Origin of the sequence: Edwardsiella tarda ATCC 15947 = NBRC 105688, from assembly GCF_003113495.2 — a bacterium.
GTDB lineage: Bacteria > Pseudomonadota > Gammaproteobacteria > Enterobacterales > Enterobacteriaceae > Edwardsiella > Edwardsiella tarda.
Genome location: NZ_CP084506.1, coordinates 3014570 through 3032891, shown reverse-complemented (window position 1 = coordinate 3032891; position 18322 = coordinate 3014570). Strand labels below are relative to the sequence as shown.

The window sequence follows — 18322 nt, the reverse complement described above, 5'->3', positions numbered from 1 at the left end:
TGCTTCGGCAGATCCTTAATGCCAAAAAACCCGGCTTTGCCGGGTTTTTTTATTGCAGCTAGCGCTCTTCTCCGCCGCTGTAAAGCATTTGATCGATGAAATCGCTATCAACTCCCCACAAGTACGCCAATTTCTGGTAGACTAACCTACACTTTTGTATCCTGTTGCAACGTATAAATTTTGAGCGCCGCAGGTCTGGGTAAGTCGATGTTTTCACTACCCAACTTTTTGGTGTGCGTCATTGTGCAACGGGTGTTGCGCGTCGCTCTGTGTGGGGCCTGACGGGCATCTATTCATACCGTTTTCTAGATAAACTTGGAGGTTTTCATGGCTGTCGCTGCCAACAAACGTTCGGTAATGACGCTGTTTTCCGGGCCGACCGACATTTTTAGCCATCAAGTACGCATTGTCTTGGCTGAGAAAGGTGTCAGCGTCGAGATCGAGCAGGTAGATATGGATAATCTGCCGCAGGATCTGATTGACCTCAACCCTTACCGTACGGTCCCGACGTTGGTTGACCGCGAGCTGACGCTGTATGAATCCCGTATCATCATGGAGTACCTGGATGAGCGCTTCCCGCATCCGCCGTTGATGCCGGTTTATCCGGTGGCGCGTGGTGAGAGCCGTTTGTTCATGCATCAGATCGAGCGTGACTGGTATTCCCTGCTGCACAAGATCGAGAAAGGTAGTGCTCAAGAGGCCGAGGCTGCACGCAAACAGCTGCGTGAAGAGCTGCTGGCTATCGCGCCGGTCTTCGTCCAGAAGCCGTTCTTCATGAGCGATGAGTTTAGCCTGGTCGATTGCTACCTGGCTCCGCTGTTGTGGCGTCTGCCGGTGTTGGGTATCGAGCTGAGCGGCGCTGGCGCCAAGGAGCTGAAAGGCTACATGACGCGCGTCTTTGAACGCGATGCCTTCCTGGCATCCCTGACTGAAGCAGAGCGTGAGATGCGCCTGCATACCCGAGGCTGATGATGGAACTGTCGCAAATGTCTCCACGCCGTCCCTTTCTGCTGCGAGCCTTTTACGATTGGTTGCTCGACAACCAGTTGACACCGCATCTGGTGGTGGATGTGAACAGTGCCGGTGTGATGGTGCCGATGGAGTATGCCCGCGACGGTCAGATCGTGCTGAATATTGCCCCACGTGCGGTCGGCGCGTTGGAGCTGGCCGATGATGCGGTACGTTTTAACGCGCGTTTTGGTGGTGTGCCACGTCAGGTCTATGTGCCGATGGCGGCCGTGATGGCGATTTATGCGCGTGAAAATGGGGCCGGTACCATGTTCGAGCCGGAGGCAGCCTACGATCAGGATGCTGAGTTAGCGCAGGTGGCTGAGAGCGACGAGGAGCCGGCGATGACCCTGATCGAGGGCGAAGGCCCGTCGATCGAGGAGGATGACGGCGGTGATGAACCGACGCCGCCGCCGCGAGGCCGTCCGGCGTTGCGCGTGGTGAAGTAACCCGCGTAAGCATAGGTCGTTGCAGAGAGACCGGGGGCTGTGCTCCCGGTTTTTTTATGCGCTGTAGGAAATCGATAAAAAAGTGTGATGCTCCGCGAGGGGGCGCGGCGCATCACACGTCAAAGAGGATGGTGCTCGCGCGGCAGTGTGCATCTGCTGCTCGTCACCGTACTGCACTTATCTATTCTCTTCCCTGAGCGTGTCGTGGTGTTACTGCGCCATGACGTTCCGAATGGGGTCTGGCCGATGGCCGCGGCCACCGATTTTATCTGGTTTGCGGGGCGAAATATCCCCCATACTCCCGGCGTTAACTCGCGAGCCTAGGGAGGCGATAGGGGGACGCATCAGCGATCGACGCCTTCGTTCTGATCAGGCCGATGCTCACTCGAGCTGCCAGGGTGAAATCGATACGCGCTTTACTCACTATATTGTTTCCCTATGGCTCCAGAGGGCTGCCCCGATCAATCCGGCATCACGCCGGTGATGCGCCAGAGAGAGCGTGGCATGATAAGCCTGTGGCATCTGGTACAGATGATGTTGGACCTGCTCCAGATAACCCGATGCCAGCCCGACGCTACCACCGAGCACCACACGCTGTATATCTAAGGTGGCGCGTAAGTCGGCGATCAACTGAGCGATCGTTTGTGCCGAGCGATCCACTAGGCGGCGCGCCTGATCGTCGCCCGCCGCCGCATATTGGAAGATGGCGCGCGCGTCCAATCCAGCCAGCATCCCCTGCGCTGCCGCCGCAATGGCTCGTCCTGAGGCGATAGCTTCGACACAACCGATGCGCCCACAGCCACAACGCGGCCCAGCTGGATCGGCCAGCGTGTGCCCGAGATGGCCGGCGAAGTCGCCATGGCCGACTCGTAGCCGACCATCGAGCACGATGCCGCCGCCGACACCCGTCGAGACGGTGATGAAGGCCATATCCTGCCCGGCAGGTGTTAGGGCGAGATATTCCGCCCAAGCGGCGGCTTGCGCATCGTTCAGCAGTTGGCAGGGTAAACCGCTGAGGCGTTCGATGCAGGCCTGCAGCGGGAAACGATTTAGGCCACCTAGATTAGCGGGATTCAGGGCGGTCAATACACCCTGGTGGATGATCCCTGTGGAGGCGACGGCCACTCGTTGTGCCTGCCCATGGTAGTGGGCTAATAACTGGCCTAATGCCATCTCCAAGGCGCGGGGATCGCCCTTGTCTGGCGTCATGACTTCGAGGCGCTCGCTGAGCTCCCCCGTGTTGTTAACCAGCGCGCTGGCGAGTTTGGTCCCGCCGAGATCAATGGCCAGAATAGTCATGTTGTGTTTCCGCTAAGAGGGCCTGACAGTACCACTGACAGATATGTTCGATACGGGTGATCGCCGAACCGACGGTGACAGCCCAGGCACCCTGTGCGAGCGCCTGAGCGGCTTGCGCCGGGGTGTTATAACGTCCCTCTGCGATGACCCGGCATCCGGCTTCACTTAGGGCGGCAACCAGCGCCAGATCGGGTGCGCTCGGTGTCGGCTCGGAGGTGTAGCCGGAGAGCGTGGTACCGATGAGATCGCAGCCGAGTTGCTGGCACGCGAGGCCATCCTCTAGGCTGGAGCAGTCGGCCATCGCCAGACAACCGTGCGCATGGACTCGTTCCAGCAGAGCCTCACGGCTCACCGGGCGTCTGCGCTGGGTACCATCGAAGGCAATAATATCGGCGCCGGCCTGCGCCAAGGCATCGACATCGGCCAGGAACGGTGTGATGCGTACTGGGGAGTCATCCAGATCGCGTTTGAGGATAGCGATGATCGGCACGTTGACGCAGGCCCGTACGGCGTGCAAGTTGGCGATGCCTTCGATGCGTAGCGCGGCGGCGCCAGCTTGCACGGCGGCGCTGGCCATGGCGGCGACAATCTCCGGACGATCCATCGGGCTAGCCGGGACCGGCTGACAGGAAACGATTAAGGCGCCATTGCGCTCGATGTTCTGCTGTAGTGTGGTGAATACCGACATAGACCCTCACCTTGTTGGTATGTGTAAACTGCGCTCCATATGAATTTATTATACGGAGTAATGCTCCATCAAGGTGAAATAGAAGGAAGCGTGAGTCGCATCAAACTATCGCCGGTGATTGTTGCTCAGGAGAGGAGTAAACGGCGGAGTGAAACTCCGCCGCTAGATTAACGTGGGGTAGAGGGAGAATGGCTGGCGGCCGCAGTACGTGTACGCCACAGATGGATCCCCCAGGCCAGGGTCATGATCGTCAGGATCGCGAAACAGAGTGCGAACGCCAGGAAACAGGCCTGGGCCATGTTCATCAGCTTCATCGATGGGATCAGATACCAGCCATCGGCCTGGACATACATATCGATAAACCAACGCTGCACACCGTCCAGGCTGACGCCTTGGGGAACCATTGGTGCGTCGTAGCCACAGTCGCCTGTCGGCTTGAACCAGGAAGGGGACCAGTCGGCTAGCGGTAGCCCAAAAGGAAAGTGAGGCTCGGCCGAGCAACCCTGTACGCCGAATAAGGCATCAGGACTGTGCACCGCGTGGTGGATGGCATTCAGCTTAATGGAATATCCCATGCCGATCACCGTGCCATAGAAGGCGGCGAGGCAGCCAAACAGCTTCAGAAGCAGGTTGCGGGGATTGATGGCCGCGACCAACCCTCCTATTACCATTACCAGCATGGCGAAGCGGATGTAGACGCACTGTTCGCAGGGCGCCATGTACAGGTAGATCTGAAAGAAGGCGTGTGCCAGGACGACCAAACCGCCCATCACCAGGGCCATCAGTAGCCACAGGAAACGCCGATCTTGCCAACGAACCAAGGTTGTCAGTGGATTTCGGCGCAGATCATGCCACAGTGTTGCAAACATAGCGTCCCTCCTTAGGCTATTTAGCGGCCAGCTCGTTGACCAACGCGGCCATCGAGTCGATAGACTTGATACTCTTGGTCATGATCAGGTACTTACCGTTGACTACATAGGCAGGGACGCCTTGGATCTTGGCGACATCATAGGCGGCGCCTTTCCACTCGGCTAAGGTTTTCTGCACCGCCGGATCGTTGCGGCCTTGCTCCAGCTCGGCCTGGCTCAATCCGGCGGCCTGGAGCCCAGTCTGGATAAAGGCCGCCGGATCCTTGCCATCTCCCCAACGCTCTTTCTTGTCGTGATAGGCGGTGTAGTAGGCAAACTTGGCCTTCTTGAATTGAGACGCCTCATCAAAAGTAGAGAGACCGGCGGCGCGATCTTTATTCAGCAGCACGGCGAACAATTCGCTTGCCTGTGGGCCATAGACTCCCTTGGTATCCAAGTGATAGGGTTCGAAGCGTACTACCCCTTTTACTTTCTCCACCACCGGCCCGGTCACCGCCTTGTCATACTTGTAGCAGAAGGGACAGTCGTAGCTAAAGACCTTGATTAGGGTACCCTGTGCATTGGGGATTGGCTTGTCAAGCACCACATAATCGGTGCCTTCGCTGAAGGCACTCGCGCTGAGGGAACAGGCTAGCAGGGCGCTGCCGAGCAGCATGCTGAGTGAATGCTTAGTCAGAGTGATACGCATGATGGATACTCCTTTCCTCATAGAGATGACTCGCGTACGCCCTGCGGGACGTACGCGGCGGCATTACAGAAACAGTCCCTGCGGACGGATGGGTAGTGCGCGATAATGTGTCTGGTTGGGTTTATCGGATAGCACATCCAGTTCGACCTTGACCTCTTTGGTCTTATGGTCGATCTCATTCAGGCGCCCGATGGTGGGTTGGCCAGCTTCGAATAGATTGGTGGATCCACCAAAACTGAACATGGTGTCGCGATCCGGCTGATACTCGACGATCGAGGTGATCGGGTTGTACCACTCGTAGCCGCGATCCTTACCGTATTCCCAGACCTGTTGCACCGTCATATTTTTCTCATCGATCTTGTACTCGACGATACGTGAGTATTTCATAGTGGGCAGCGCCGGTTGCTCCAGGTGGCGGCCATCACCATTGTCGAATACCGTCAGCGTCCCTTTCGGCGACAGCCAGGCCGTGTGCTGGGTATAGACGAAGTCGAAGTCGCTGTTGTCGCATACACCTTTCGCATTACACGCCAGTGGCTTATTTTTCGCATCGACCGGCTTGAGTAGCTTGCTGGACAGTTGTTCATTCCATCCCTCTGCCGGCGCCAGGATCCACTTCACCTGCTTGTCACGCCCGATCTTGACGACTCCCTGATGGCGGGAGGAGAGGATGATGCTATCGTCCTTAGGATCATAGGCGATGGAGTTGACGTGGGCCCAGTTGCGCCCCGGGCCGACGCCCAGCGCGTCACCGAACGGGGTATCTGGCTCTAGCTTGGCTTGCTGCCCGGCGTGGTTCAGGTCGACGTTAACGCACACCGCGCCGGCATCGAGAGCACCGAGCAGGCTGTCACGCAACGGGTCGAGGATGAGGTTGAGATCCCACACGTCGACGACGCGGCCGGACTTATCCACCTCTAAGATATGGTCGCGCACGGTGTGGGCCCGCTGGCCATCTTCCCGCAGGTAGTTACGCTTGCCGACACGTAGCAGCACGGTACCTCGTGGGGTCTCCACCGATTCGTGGGTCGCATCCAGGTAGCCGCGCGGCAAGCGGTGATTATTTAACACCTGACCTAGCATATCGAACTCATACCAGCGTTGCCCCTGAACGGCGGTGAAGGTACCGCGAGGGGTCTCGCGGATCCCCATCAGGTAGCCGCGCCGATTGACGTCTACGTCATGAGCGCTATACAGCGCATCCTGATTGAGCCACCAGCGATATTCTCCCTGAGTATCGACAATGAAGGTAAAGGGGGCGATGTCGAAGGGCAGCGAGCCGGCGGCAGGATTCGCGTCGAGTAAGCCAGCATTCTTATCTTTTTCTCCGCTCCAGTGTAAATCGGAGCCTTGCGGTGTAAAGGTATGGCTATTCACTAGATACAGGCGATCTTTAAAATCTGGCGCGACTTTTACCACTTTCACCTGTTGTAAATCGCTGAGTGAGCGGTTGTCCATATATTTATTAACGATGGCAGATGTCCGAATGATATAGTCATCTTTCTTGGTTTTTCCTGCCAAACTGTATTCGATGGTGACCTTATTATCGTGTTTTTGATACAGACCAAAAATAGGGATGGCATCATAGGTCAGTAAGGATTGTTGGCCGACCGGATAACTGATTGCGACACCATTCTTCCCTTTTCCATGCACCGTAACTTTGACGTTGGAGAGGGTTTTCCCGTTGAGGTTGATGAGGGCGGTTAAGGGAGCGTTACCATAGGGATCGACGACGACAGAACCGAGATTTCCGACGGCGGGTGCGGCTGGCATGCCTGCGGCTTGCAGGTTGAGGGAGAGGGTGCCGATGGCCAATGCGATGGCGCCGACGATCAGGCCTCTTTTGGTTGTACGCAGCATAGTATTCTCCTAACGTTGCAATAATCCATGTTGATCCTCAGAGGAGGGGCGGGCGAATTGACCCTCCGCGCTATCCCAAAAGGGGAATTTGCTATGACCTGGCATACGCCTAGGTCATCAATCAGGCGATGATAAATGATACGCGAGTTCGATTAATTACATGGCGCAGATGATTATTATGCAGGAGAATATATTATATGATTTTAATTTTAATGGTATTACACTAGCTTGTATTTTCCTAATTGATTAAAAGAACAGTGGCGTCTCGCGGCCTGATAAGAATAATTTGATGATAGTCACGTAATTTAATTCGGTAATGATTTCTTTTATAAAGATAGTAGGTTATCTGTAGAGGGAGATAAATGCTTATTTCCGGATAATGATCATGCGTAAATTGAATAATGTCGCGGTGGACAGTGAATTGCTCGCTTTATTTCGTGCGTTGGCGGAAACCGGCTCGCTCTCACAGGCGGCGACGCGCATGGGGATGAGTCAGGCGGCGGCCAGTCGCGCATTGACCAAGTTGCGTGCCATCTTTCAGGATGCCCTGTTTGTCAAAGGGGGGTATGGCATGCAGGCGACCGCCCGGGCACACGAGCTGATGCCGCGGGTGACCTGTGCGTTGCAAGCGCTCGATCATCTGACGACGCCCTATCAGTTTGACCCGCAGGCGTTGCAACGCACCCTATCGCTTGGCGCGGTAGATAACGGCGTCTGGATGATCTTCTCGCGCGTGGTGAAGGCGTTGTTTCAGCAGGCACCTCAGGCACGGATCGCCATCTTGCCGATCGGTGATGATCTCTTCTCCAGCCTGAAATTCGGCCGTATGGATCTGGCCATCTATCCGTTGATCGAGCTACCTGCCGACTTTCATGAAGTGAATCTCTTTCGGACGGAGATCGTCTGCCTGGTACGCCGTGAACATCCGCTAGCGCGTCAGTTACGGCGTGGAGAAGCACCAACGCTGGCGCAGATCAATGCCTATCGCCGCCTGCAGATCAGTCTGCATGACGGCGCGCCGGGGGCGGCGGTGGGCCATCCTTTGACCGGTCCGCAGGCGGAATACGATGTTGCCATGTCGGTACCTTACTTTCTGGCGGCGCCGATGATCCTGACGCAGACCGACTTTGTCCTGGCGCTGCCGTTACAGACCGCCCGCTACTTTGCCGGGATGGCGGAATTGACGATCCTACCTTATCCCAGCGCGGCCAGCCCCTTCTACACCCGTCTGATCTGGCACCACCGGGTGCATCACGATCCGGCGATCGAATGGTTACGTGATCTGTTTTTGCGTTTCGCCGGTGAGGAGCAGGCGGCGGGCGAGAGTATGGCGTGCCAACAGGCGACGGTATGTAGCGAGCCGGGATGAGAGGGCGGCGGTTTAGCCGCCCTCTGCGGGGAGGATTAACACCCGAGATAGGCGAGAATACCCTGTGCGGCTTGGCGCCCTTCGGCGATCGCCGTTACCACCAGGTCAGAGCCACGTACCGCATCGCCACCGGCGAAGATCTGCGGATGGCTGGTCTGGTAGGGGTAGTCCCCCTGTGCACTGGCGAGGATCCGTCCCTGAGGATCGCGGGCCACATCGTGAGCCTCTAGCCAAGGGAGATCGTGCGGGCGAAAGCCGAATGCTAAGAGTACCGCGTCGGCCGCCAGCGTGATCTCCGAACCGGGGATAATGCGTATCGCGCGCCGTCCCGTAGCATCGGCTTCAGCCAGTTCGGTCTGCGCCATGCGCACGCCACAGACTCGCCCGGCGGCGTTGGTTTCGATGGCCAGCGGCTGGAGGTTGAAACGGAACTCGGCTCCCTCCTCGCGCGCATTCTTCACCTCACGGCGTGAGCCCGGCATGTTCGCCTCGTCGCGACGGTAGGCACAGGTCACCTGTGTGGCGCCTTGGCGTAGGGCGCTACGCACGCAATCCATGGCGGTATCGCCGCCGCCGAGCACTACCACGCGCTTGGCCTGCATCGAAATATAAGGGGTCTGAGCCTCTTCCGGATACCCCATAAGATGGCGGGTGTTGGCGATCAGGTAGGGGAGGGCGGCGAGTACGCCCGGCGCCTGTTCATTGGCCAATCCTCCGGGCAGCGCGCGGTAGGTGCCGACGCCGAGAAATACGGCGTCATACTCCTGCAGCAGCTGTTCCAGCGCCACATCACGCCCGATCTCGCAATTCAGATGGAAGCGGATACCCATGGCGCTGAAGATTTCGCGCCGGCGTATCATCACCTGCTTCTCTAGTTTAAAGGCTGGGATACCGAAGGTCAGTAGGCCGCCGATCTCCGGGTGGCGGTCAAAGACATCGGCTTGGACGCCACTGCGGGCCAGCACATCGGCACAGGCGAGTCCGGCAGGCCCCGCACCGATGATCGCCACTCGTTTGCCACTGGGCTGGACGTCGCCGAGATCGGGTTGCCAGCCTTCGGCCAGAGCCTTGTCGGTAATATAGCGCTCGATACTGCCTATGGTGACGGCGCCGAACTCGTCGTTCAGGGTACAGGCGCCTTCACACAGGCGATCTTGTGGGCAGACGCGGCCACATACCTCGGGTAGGCTATTGGTTTGATGCGCCAGCGCGGCCGCCTCGTGGATGCGCCCCTCGTTGGCCAGCTTCAGCCAGTTGGGGATGTAGTTGTGCAGCGGACAACGCCACTCACAGTAGGGGTTGCCGCAGGCGAGACAACGGTCGGCCTGCGCCTGCGCCTGGCTGTCGGAGAAGGGCTCATAGATCTCGACAAACTCACCCTGCCGCTGTTTTAAAAGCTTTTTCGGCGGATCGATGCGTTGTAGGTCAATAAACTGGTAAACATTCTGACTCATGGTTTCTCCGCCTCCTTATTGGGCCTGAACACGCAGCTCGGCTGCGGAGCGACTACGGTGTCCCAGCAACGCTTTCACGTCACTGGACTTGGGTTTGACCAGGACGAAACGCGCAGCCCAGTGTGGCCAGTCGGCCAGAATCGCCTCGCCGCGTCCTGAGCCGGTCAGCCGGACATGCTCGGTGATCATTCCGCGCAGATGCTCCTCGTGGATCGCCAGATCGGCCATGCCCAATACCTCGACCAACTCTGCGTTGACGCGTTTACGGAATTCGCCATCTTCGTCGAGGACGTAGGCGAAGCCGCCCGTCATCCCGGCACCGAAGTTGATGCCGGTGCGTCCTAGGATACAGACGATGCCCCCGGTCATATATTCGCAGCCGTTATCCCCGATCCCCTCGACAACCGTGAGGGCGCCGGAGTTACGCACGGCGAAACGCTCGCCGGCTCGTCCGGCGGCGAACAGCTTCCCGCCGGTGGCGCCGTACAGGCAGGTGTTACCGATGATACTGGCCTCATGGCTGCGGAAGGCGGATCCGACCGGTGGCCGGACGACGATCCGTCCGCCCGCCATTCCCTTGCCGACGTAGTCGTTAGCGTCCCCCGTCAGCGTCAGCTCGACGCCGGCGGCGTTCCATACGCCAAAACTCTGGCCGGCGGTCCCGTTAAATTGCAGCTTCAGCGGTGCGCTGGCCATGCCCTGTTCCCCGTAACGCTCGGCGATGGCGCCGGAGAGCGAGGCGCCTACCGAACGGTCGGTATTATGGATGTCGCAGAACAGGGTGCGTCCCTGGCGGTTGGCGATATTCTCCTCTAGCTGGGAGAGCAGGCTCTGATTGAGCTGGCCCGCGTCGAAGGGGGGATTACCCTCGGTGCAGTACAGTGCCTTGCCTGGATGCGGTGTGGCCGTCTCCAGCAGTGGTGCCAGATCCAGGCGACTCTGCTTGGCGGTGATGCCGTCGAGTGTCGTCAGTAGATCGGTACGCCCGATGAGGTCCACCAGGCGGCGGACGCCGAGTTGCGCCATCAGCTCCCGGGTCTCACGGGCAATAAAGTGGAAGTAATGGCTGACGCGCAACGGTAGGCCATGGAAATGGTCGCGACGTAACTTCTCATCCTGAGTTGCGACCCCAGTCGCACAGTTATTCAGGTGGCAGATGCGGAGATACTTACAGCCCAGGGCGACCATCGGCCCGGTGCCGAAGCCGAAGCTTTCTGCACCGAGGATCGCCGCCTTGACGATGTCGACGCCGCTCTTCAGGCCCCCATCGACCTGGAGGCGGATCTTATGGCGTAAGCCGTTGGCGACCAGTGCCTGTTGGGTCTCCACCAGGCCCAGTTCCCAGGGACAGCCGGCATGCTTCACCGAGGAGAGCGGGCTGGCGCCGGTGCCGCCATCGTAGCCGGCGATGGTGATCAGATCGGCATAAGCCTTGGCGACCCCAGTGGCGATGGTGCCGACGCCCGGTTCGGAAACCAGCTTGACGGAGATCAGGGCACGCGGGTTGACCTGCTTGAGATCGAAGATCAGCTGCGCCAGATCCTCGATCGAGTAGATGTCGTGATGAGGAGGGGGGGAGATCAGTGTGACGCCGGGCACCGAGTAGCGCAGCTTGGCGATATAAGGGGTAACCTTATCGCCGGGCAACTGACCGCCTTCACCTGGCTTGGCGCCTTGTGCCACCTTAATCTGGATCACGTCGGCATTGACCAGGTAGGCCGGGGTAACGCCGAAGCGTCCAGAGGCAACCTGCTTGATGCGAGAGACCTTATCGGTGCGGTAGCGCGCCGGATCTTCGCCGCCCTCGCCGGAGTTGGAGAAGCCGCCGAGACTGTTCATCGCCTGGGCCAACGCCTCGTGCGCTTCGGGGCTCAGGGCACCGATGGACATGGCGGCGGTGTCAAATCGTTGGAAGAGGCCCTGCTCCGCTTCGACCTGCGCCAGATCGAGCGGTTGCGCGGCGGGGCGCAGTGCCAGCAGATCGCGCAGCGTGGCTACCGGGCGGTGATTGACCAGCTCTGCATAACGCTGATAGTCCTGGTATTCACCGCTGTTCACCGCCTGTTGTAGGGCACGCACCACATCCGGGTTATAGGCGTGATATTCGCCGCCATGCACATACTTCAACAGGCCGCCCTGTTCCAAGGGCTGGCGAGCTAGCCAGGCACGGCGCGCCAAGTTGTGTAGGTCTTGTTGGAAGTCGCTGAAATCGGCACCGCCGATACGGCTGACGACGCCGGGGAAACAGAGCGCACAGATCTCGGCGTGCAGCCCGACGGCCTCGAACAGCTTGGAACAGCGGTAAGAGGCCACCGTCGAGATGCCCATTTTGGACATGATCTTGTACAGCCCCTTGTTGATCCCATTACGGTAATTCAGCATCACCTGGCGGTAGCTGCGGGTGATAGCCCCGCTATCCACCAGTTTGGCCAGCGTTTCATAGGCCAGATAGGGATAAATGGCGGTGGCGCCGAAGCCGAGCAACACGGCGAAATGGTGCGGGTCGCGAGCGCTGGCCGTTTCGACGATGATGTTGGCGTCGCAACGCAGGTTCTGCTCCACCAGGCGCTGCTGTACGGCACCGACGGCCATCGGGGCGGGGATCGGCAGGCGCTGTATGCCGATGGCGCGATCGGAGAGCACTAGCATGACGGCGCCCTGGCGTACCCGGCGCTCGGCCTCCTCGCACAGTTCGGCGATGGCTTGGCGTAGATCGCGCTGTTGCGGGTCGAAGGTAATGTCTAGCGTCTCGGCGCGGTAGTACTCCTCGTCTTGTCCGGTCAACTGAACGAAGTCGGAGTAGAGCAGCACTGGCGACTTGAAGTTTAAGCGGTGCGCCTGGCCTTCCGCCTCGCAGAAGACGTTCATTTCGCGCCCGATGCTGGTGGAGAGCGACATGACGTGCGCCTCACGCAGCGGATCGATCGGGGGGTTGGTCACCTGCGCGAATTGTTGGCGGAAATAGTCATAGATCAGGCGTGGTCGGCTGGAGAGCACGGCGAATGGCGTGTCGTCACCCATCGAACCGGTGGCCTCTTGGCCATTCTCCCCCAGAACCTGCACGATCTGCTCGATCTCTTCGCGGCTGTAGGCAAACTGTTTCTGGTAGCTAAGCAGCGTGCGGTCATCCAGGGTGCGACTGCCGACCTGATCGTCAGGCAGATCCTCGAAGGGGATCAGGCGGCGTACGTTCTTCTCCATCCACTCGCGGTAGGGGTGGCGGCTCTTCAGATCGTCGTCGGTCTCCTGCGAATGGAAGATGTGGCCGGAACGCGTGTCGATCACCATCAGTTCGCCGGGGCCGACGCGCCCTTTTTCGACCACTTCATCGGGTTGGTACTCCCAGATCCCGACCTCCGAGGCGCAGGTGATCAGCTTATCTTTGGTGATCACATAGCGCGCCGGGCGCAGGCCATTGCGATCCAGGTTACAGGCGGCGAAGCGCCCGTCGGACATCACGATGCCCGCCGGACCATCCCAAGGCTCCATGTGCATCGAGTTAAAATCGAAGAAGGCGCGCAGATCGGGATCCATATCCGGGTTGTTCTGCCAGGCCGGCGGCACCAGTAGACGCATGGCGCGCACGATGTCCATCCCCCCGCTGAGTAGCAGCTCTAGCATGTTGTCCAATGAGCTGGAATCGGAGCCGCTTTCGTTGACGAAGGGGGCCGCATCGTGCAAATCAGGGATCAGTGGCGTCTTGAATTTATAGGTTCGTGCCCGTGCCCATTGACGGTTACCGGTGATGGTATTGATCTCACCATTATGGGCCAGATAACGGAACGGCTGCGCCAGCGGCCAACGTGGTACGGTATTGGTCGAGAAGCGTTGGTGGAACAGGCAGATGGCCGATTCCATGCGCAGATCAGCCAGATCACGGTAGAAGCGCGGTAGATCGGCCGGCATGCACAATCCCTTGTAGATGGTCACCAGGTTGGAGAGGCTACAAACATAAAAGTCGGGATCGTGGATACGTTTTTCGATGCGCCGCCGAGCGATAAACAGGCGGCGCTCCAGATCGCGCGGTCGCCATCCGGCTGGCGCGTTGATAAAGATTTGCTCGATACGTGGCATCGAGGAGAGGGCGATCTCGCCGAGCACCTCTTGATTGACCGGGACTTCACGCCAACCGACGATGGAGAGGGTTTCGTTCTGTAACTCCTCTTCGACGATGCGCTGTGCGTCGCGAGCCTGTTCGGCGTCACGGCTGAGGAACAACATGCCGACAGCATAGTTTTTCGCCAGACGCCAGCCACGCTCTTCCGCGACCATGCGCAGGAAGCGATCAGGTTTCTGCAATAATAGCCCGCAACCATCACCGGTTTTTCCGTCGGCCAAGATAGCGCCGCGGTGTTGCATGCGGGCTAGGGCGTGGATGGCGGTCCGCACGACCTTATGGCTCGGTTCGCCTTCGATATGGGCAATCAGGCCGAAGCCGCAGTTATCCCTTTCGTGGGATGCATCGTACAACATATTCAGTGAACCTCCCCAAGCTCTGCGTACCCCGCCGCTGAGCGCGGCAACCTGTGACGGGCAGAGCCCCCGTACGCTTGCGCGGGAGATCCGCCCGCCGGGCAGCCGCTTGCATCAGTATTCACAAGCAAGCTGTCGCTCGTTACGCGGGGGACATAAATAACCGGATGACTGTGATGTTGTGCCGCACGGATGGTTATTGATTTTATTTCCGGCGGCTTTTCAACTTATCGGGAAAGATTTCTCAGGTCAAATGTGGGGTATATCACAGTTTAATGTGGCGTTTTTTGAATCATCACATTGATTTTAAAATAAAAATAAGGTTGGCGCGTCAGGCGCGTTCTGTGTGATTACCCCATTAATCGTTAAACGTTGGTCACTATGAAATCCCACCAATGAGGCCATGCTATGCTGCTGAATGTTGATTGAGTAGAGTAAAATTTCAAAAATTAATGCAATAGCGATGATTAATTTTGTTTTTGGTTTGATGAAATATTCTACCGCCATGACTGTTTTTTGGCCGAGAGTTAACGTTTTTGGCATTGAATATGCAGTCATTTTTTTCATCGCCGTACTCATCGCTCTCTCGGGCGGTACGCGACATCGGCAGGTGGGGGGCGCGGAACGCCGTGGTGCAGCGTATACTAGTCCGCTTTGCCAGCGGGTGAGATGGGGCGTGTAGTCGATTATGCAGTTGCAGCAATTAGTGAATATGTTCGGTGCCGACTTGCAGCGCCGCTACGGAGAAAAAATCCATAAACTGACCTTGCACGGTGGCTTCAGTTGCCCCAATCGTGACGGTACGCTCGGTCGTGGGGGCTGCACCTTTTGCAACGTCGCCTCCTTTGCCGATGAGCAGATGCAGCAGCGCAGCATTGCCGAGCAACTGGCGGCACAGGCGCGTAAAGTGAATCGCGCCCGGCGTTATCTCGCCTATTTTCAGGCCTATACCAGTACCTATGCCGAGGTTTGTATACTGCGTCAGATGTATCAAGAGGCGCTCCAGCAGGCGGATATGGTGGGGTTGTGCGTGGGAACGCGTCCCGACTGTGTGCCGGAAAGTGTACTCGACCTATTGGCGGAGTACCGTGATCAGGGGTATGAGGTCTGGTTGGAGTTGGGATTGCAGAGTGCCCACGATCGCACCCTACACCGCATCAACCGTGGGCATGATTTTGCCTGCTACCAACGCACCACGCGCGCCGCACGCGCACGCGGACTGAAGGTTTGTAGCCATCTGATCGTCGGCTTACCCGGCGAGAGCCATACGGATTGTCTGGCGACGCTACAACGGGTGGTCGAGACCGGTGTTGAAGGGATCAAGTTGCATCCGTTGCATATTGTCAGCGGTAGCGTGATGGCCAAGGCCTGGCAGGCCGGGCGTCTGCCAGCATTGACGCTGGATCAGTATGTACACACGGCTGGCGAGATGATCCGCCACACGCCGCCAGAGGTGATCTATCACCGTATTTCCGCCAGCGCGCGCCGTCCGACGCTGTTGGCGCCGCAATGGTGTGAGAACCGTTGGACGGGCATGGTGGCCATCAACGATTATCTGCTGTGTCATGGCGGTCAAGCCTCGGCGTGCTAACGCGCTAACCCGATTGCGCCCAACCCCTTAGCGCCGGTTTTACGGTATGATTAAACCGTGAAAACTGCCGGGGAGTGCAAGATGAAACAAATTCGGGTATTAGCCCAGTATTACGTTGATTTAATGGTAAAACTCGGGCTGGTGCGCTTCTCCATCCTGTTGGCTTTAGCGTTAGTGCTGTTGGCGATGGTGGTGCAGCTGGCCGTGACCATGTTGTTGCGCGGCCAGGTGGACAGTATCGACGTGGTACGTTCGGTATTCTTCGGATTGTTGATCACCCCGTGGGCCGTGTATTTCCTCTCGGTGGTGGTGGAGCAATTGGAAGAGTCGCGCCAGCGTCTGAGCAAGTTGGTCAATAAGCTCGAAGAGATGCGCCACCGTGACTTGCAGCTGAATCAGCAGCTTAAGGACAACATTACCCAGCTCAATCAAGAGATCGCCGATCGCGTCAAGGCCGAGGAGGCTCGTTTGCAGGTGCTGGACACCCTCCAGCATGAGATCGATCAGCGTGAACTGGCCCAGGTCGAACTCGAGCAACAGTCCGCGCTGTTGCGCTCCTTCCTCGACTCCTCCCCAGACCTGGTGTACTACCGCAACGAGAACGGTGAGTTTTCCGGCTGCAACCGCGCCATGGAGCTGTTAACTGGCAAGAGCGAGAAGCAGCTGATCGGCCTGACGCCGCGCGATGTGTACGATGAGGATATCGCTCAGAAGGTGATCGAGACGGATGAGAAGGTATTTCGCCACAATGTCTCGCTGACTTATGAACAGTGGCTGGTCTATCCTGATGGGCGCAAGGCCTGCTTCGAGCTACGTAAGGTGCCATTCTACGATCGCGTCGGTAAGCGTCATGGCCTGATGGGCTTCGGGCGCGATATTACCGAACGTAAACGCTACCAAGATGCGTTAGAGAACGCGAGCCGCGATAAAACGACGTTCATTTCAACCATCAGCCATGAATTACGTACCCCGCTGAACGGCATCGTCGGTCTCAGCCGTATCCTGTTGGATACTGAGTTGAATGATGAGCAACTCAAATACCTGAAAACCATCCATGTCAGCGCCATCACTCTTGGTAATATTTTTAACGATATCATAGAGATGGATAAGCTTGAGCGCCGCAAGGTTCAGTTGGACAATCAAGAGATCGACTTCACCGGTTTCCTGACGGATCTGGAGAATCTCTCTGGCCTACTGGTGCAACCGAAGGGATTGAATTTTACGCTGACGCCGGAGGCGGGTCTGCCGCATAAGATCATGGCGGATGGCACCCGTTTGCGTCAGATCCTCTGGAATCTGATCGGTAACGCGGTCAAGTTTACGCAGCAGGGGGGGGTCAGCGTGCGCGTCTGGCGTGAGCCGTCGGATAAGTTGTTCTTCGAGGTGCGCGATACCGGTATCGGGATCCCACGCGATGAGCAAGATAAGATCTTCGCCATGTATTACCAGGTGAAGGATCGCAACGGCGGCAAGCCGGCCACGGGGACCGGTATCGGTCTGGCCGTCTCCAAGCGTCTGGCCCAGGCGATGGGGGGCGATATCGTCGTCAGCAGCGTGGCGGGCGAAGGCGCTTGCTTTACCCTGAGTATCCGGGCGCCATTGGTCGCGGAGGCACTCAGTGAGCCGCAGGACGATGAGGAGATGCCGCTGCCGGCGTTGCATATTCTGCTCGTCGAAGACATCGAGTTGAACGTCATCGTAGCGCGCTCGGTGTTGGAGAAGATGGGGAATAGCGTGGAGGTCGCGATGAGCGGTGCCGAGGCGCTCTCCATGTTCGATCCGCAGGAGTACGATCTGGTGCTGTTGGATATCCAGCTACCGGATATGACCGGCCTGGATATCGCCCGTACCCTGTGCCAACGCTACGGTAAGGCCGCGTTACCACCGCTGGTGGCACTGACAGCCAATGTATTGAAAGATAAAAAAGAATATCTGGATGCCGGTATGGATGATGTGCTGAGTAAGCCGCTGGCTGTTCCGGCGTTGACGGCGGTGATCCGCCGCTTCTGGGATAGCGAGCCTGAGGCAAAATCCACGGCGGCGGGCGTCACAGCGCACGACTCCGGTGAATTGTTGGACACCGAAATGTTGCAGCAGTATCTCGATCTGGTTGGGCCGCAACTGATCGATCAGAGCCTGGCGGTTTTCGAAAAGATGATGCCGGGTTATCTCTCGGTGTTGGAATCCAATATGACCGCGCGCGATCAGAAGGGGATCACCGAAGAGGGGCACAAGATCAAGGGGGCCGCCGGATCGGTGGGATTACGCCATCTGCAACAACTGGCACAACAGATCCAGACGCCGACCTTGCCTGCCTGGTGGGATAACGTGCAGGAGTGGATCGAGGAGCTGAAGCAGGAGTGGCGCCACGATGTAGACGTGCTACGTGACTGGGTCGCTCAGGCGACAAAAAAATGACCCCGACGGAGTCGGGGTGCGCAACGACTGCGCCAACACCAGGGAAAATGGTTAGCTACGCATAGTTGATGAGAGAAATTATCAAGAAAAGGTTTGCGTAACTAGAGCGATTCGGTTCGACGCACAACATTGTCAACATACCAACAAGTTGATGAT

General features: G+C 58.0%; 13 protein-coding genes. 5 read left to right on the top strand and 8 right to left on the bottom strand.

The window, feature by feature from the left end; genetic code table 11:
* Nucleotides 1-327: 327 nt before the first annotated feature.
* Nucleotides 328-969, top strand: coding sequence for a stringent starvation protein SspA (gene sspA, locus DCL27_RS14010; RefSeq protein WP_005281737.1), 642 nt, complete (start codon nt 328-330; stop codon nt 967-969).
* A gap of 2 nt (nt 970-971) precedes the next feature.
* Complete coding sequence (gene sspB / locus DCL27_RS14005) at nt 972-1457, top strand: ClpXP protease specificity-enhancing factor (protein ID WP_005297348.1); 486 nt, start codon at nt 972-974, stop codon at nt 1455-1457.
* 423 nt (nt 1458-1880) lie between these two features.
* Here the strand turns inward: sspB and nanK are convergent, their stop codons facing one another.
* The 5 genes from nanK to DCL27_RS13980 all read right to left on the bottom strand — a co-directional run bounded on the left by nanK (nt 1881) and on the right by DCL27_RS13980 (nt 6861).
* Complete coding sequence (nanK, locus tag DCL27_RS14000) at nt 1881-2756, bottom strand: N-acetylmannosamine kinase (RefSeq protein ID WP_035597391.1); 876 nt, start codon at nt 2754-2756, stop codon at nt 1881-1883.
* Complete coding sequence (locus tag DCL27_RS13995; RefSeq protein WP_005281747.1) at nt 2737-3444, bottom strand: N-acetylmannosamine-6-phosphate 2-epimerase; 708 nt, start codon at nt 3442-3444, stop codon at nt 2737-2739. Before DCL27_RS13995 ends, nanK begins: the two co-directional genes overlap by 20 nt.
* A gap of 167 nt (nt 3445-3611) precedes the next feature.
* Nucleotides 3612-4313, bottom strand: a complete 702-nt coding sequence (gene dsbI, locus DCL27_RS13990) for a protein-disulfide oxidoreductase DsbI (protein WP_005297354.1) — start codon at nt 4311-4313, stop codon at nt 3612-3614.
* 16 nt (nt 4314-4329) lie between these two features.
* A complete protein-coding gene (locus tag DCL27_RS13985; RefSeq protein WP_223931186.1) occupies nt 4330-4968 on the bottom strand; it encodes a thiol:disulfide interchange protein DsbA/DsbL in 639 nt (212 codons plus the stop codon).
* Between the two features lie 96 nt (nt 4969-5064).
* Nucleotides 5065-6861, bottom strand: coding sequence for an aryl-sulfate sulfotransferase (locus DCL27_RS13980; protein WP_228594440.1), 1797 nt, complete (start codon nt 6859-6861; stop codon nt 5065-5067).
* A 385-nt stretch (nt 6862-7246) separates the two neighbouring features.
* Here DCL27_RS13980 and DCL27_RS13975 point away from each other — a divergent pair, with 385 nt between their 5' ends.
* Nucleotides 7247-8230 carry a LysR family transcriptional regulator gene (locus tag DCL27_RS13975; RefSeq protein ID WP_035597423.1) on the top strand — a complete coding sequence of 328 codons (984 nt, stop codon included), beginning with the start codon at nt 7247-7249 and terminating at the stop codon, nt 8228-8230.
* A 35-nt stretch (nt 8231-8265) separates the two neighbouring features.
* Here the strand turns inward: DCL27_RS13975 and DCL27_RS13970 are convergent, their stop codons facing one another.
* From DCL27_RS13970 to DCL27_RS13960, 3 genes are all read right to left on the bottom strand, one after another.
* Nucleotides 8266-9684 carry an FAD-dependent oxidoreductase gene (locus DCL27_RS13970; protein ID WP_047060463.1) on the bottom strand — a complete coding sequence of 473 codons (1419 nt, stop codon included), beginning with the start codon at nt 9682-9684 and terminating at the stop codon, nt 8266-8268.
* Between the two features lie 15 nt (nt 9685-9699).
* Complete coding sequence (gene gltB / locus DCL27_RS13965) at nt 9700-14157, bottom strand: glutamate synthase large subunit (RefSeq protein WP_005281759.1); 4458 nt, start codon at nt 14155-14157, stop codon at nt 9700-9702.
* Nucleotides 14158-14463: 306 nt separating this feature from the next.
* Nucleotides 14464-14724: a hypothetical protein gene (locus DCL27_RS13960; RefSeq protein ID WP_035599619.1), complete on the bottom strand. Its 261-nt coding sequence runs from the start codon at nt 14722-14724 to the stop codon at nt 14464-14466.
* A 121-nt stretch (nt 14725-14845) separates the two neighbouring features.
* Here DCL27_RS13960 and DCL27_RS13955 point away from each other — a divergent pair, with 121 nt between their 5' ends.
* Both DCL27_RS13955 and arcB read left to right on the top strand, forming a co-directional pair.
* Complete coding sequence (locus tag DCL27_RS13955; RefSeq protein WP_005297361.1) at nt 14846-15748, top strand: TIGR01212 family radical SAM protein; 903 nt, start codon at nt 14846-14848, stop codon at nt 15746-15748.
* 81 nt (nt 15749-15829) lie between these two features.
* Nucleotides 15830-18166 carry an aerobic respiration two-component sensor histidine kinase ArcB gene (gene arcB, locus DCL27_RS13950; protein ID WP_005281767.1) on the top strand — a complete coding sequence of 779 codons (2337 nt, stop codon included), beginning with the start codon at nt 15830-15832 and terminating at the stop codon, nt 18164-18166.
* The last annotated feature ends 156 nt before the right edge of the window (nt 18167-18322 follow it).

Coding starts and splice junctions, on each gene's coding strand:
- sspA (WP_005281737.1), top strand. CDS start 328: ATGGCTGTCGCTGCCAACAAACGTTCGGTAATGACGCTGTTTTCCGGG.
- sspB (WP_005297348.1), top strand. CDS start 972: ATGGAACTGTCGCAAATGTCTCCACGCCGTCCCTTTCTGCTGCGAGCC.
- nanK (WP_035597391.1), bottom strand. CDS start 2,756: ATGACTATTCTGGCCATTGATCTCGGCGGGACCAAACTCGCCAGCGCG.
- DCL27_RS13995 (WP_005281747.1), bottom strand. CDS start 3,444: ATGTCGGTATTCACCACACTACAGCAGAACATCGAGCGCAATGGCGCC.
- dsbI (WP_005297354.1), bottom strand. CDS start 4,313: ATGTTTGCAACACTGTGGCATGATCTGCGCCGAAATCCACTGACAACC.
- DCL27_RS13985 (WP_223931186.1), bottom strand. CDS start 4,968: ATGCTGCTCGGCAGCGCCCTGCTAGCCTGTTCCCTCAGCGCGAGTGCC.
- DCL27_RS13980 (WP_228594440.1), bottom strand. CDS start 6,861: ATGCTGCGTACAACCAAAAGAGGCCTGATCGTCGGCGCCATCGCATTG.
- DCL27_RS13975 (WP_035597423.1), top strand. CDS start 7,247: ATGCGTAAATTGAATAATGTCGCGGTGGACAGTGAATTGCTCGCTTTA.
- DCL27_RS13970 (WP_047060463.1), bottom strand. CDS start 9,684: ATGAGTCAGAATGTTTACCAGTTTATTGACCTACAACGCATCGATCCG.
- gltB (WP_005281759.1), bottom strand. CDS start 14,157: ATGTTGTACGATGCATCCCACGAAAGGGATAACTGCGGCTTCGGCCTG.
- DCL27_RS13960 (WP_035599619.1), bottom strand. CDS start 14,724: ATGAAAAAAATGACTGCATATTCAATGCCAAAAACGTTAACTCTCGGC.
- DCL27_RS13955 (WP_005297361.1), top strand. CDS start 14,846: ATGCAGTTGCAGCAATTAGTGAATATGTTCGGTGCCGACTTGCAGCGC.
- arcB (WP_005281767.1), top strand. CDS start 15,830: ATGAAACAAATTCGGGTATTAGCCCAGTATTACGTTGATTTAATGGTA.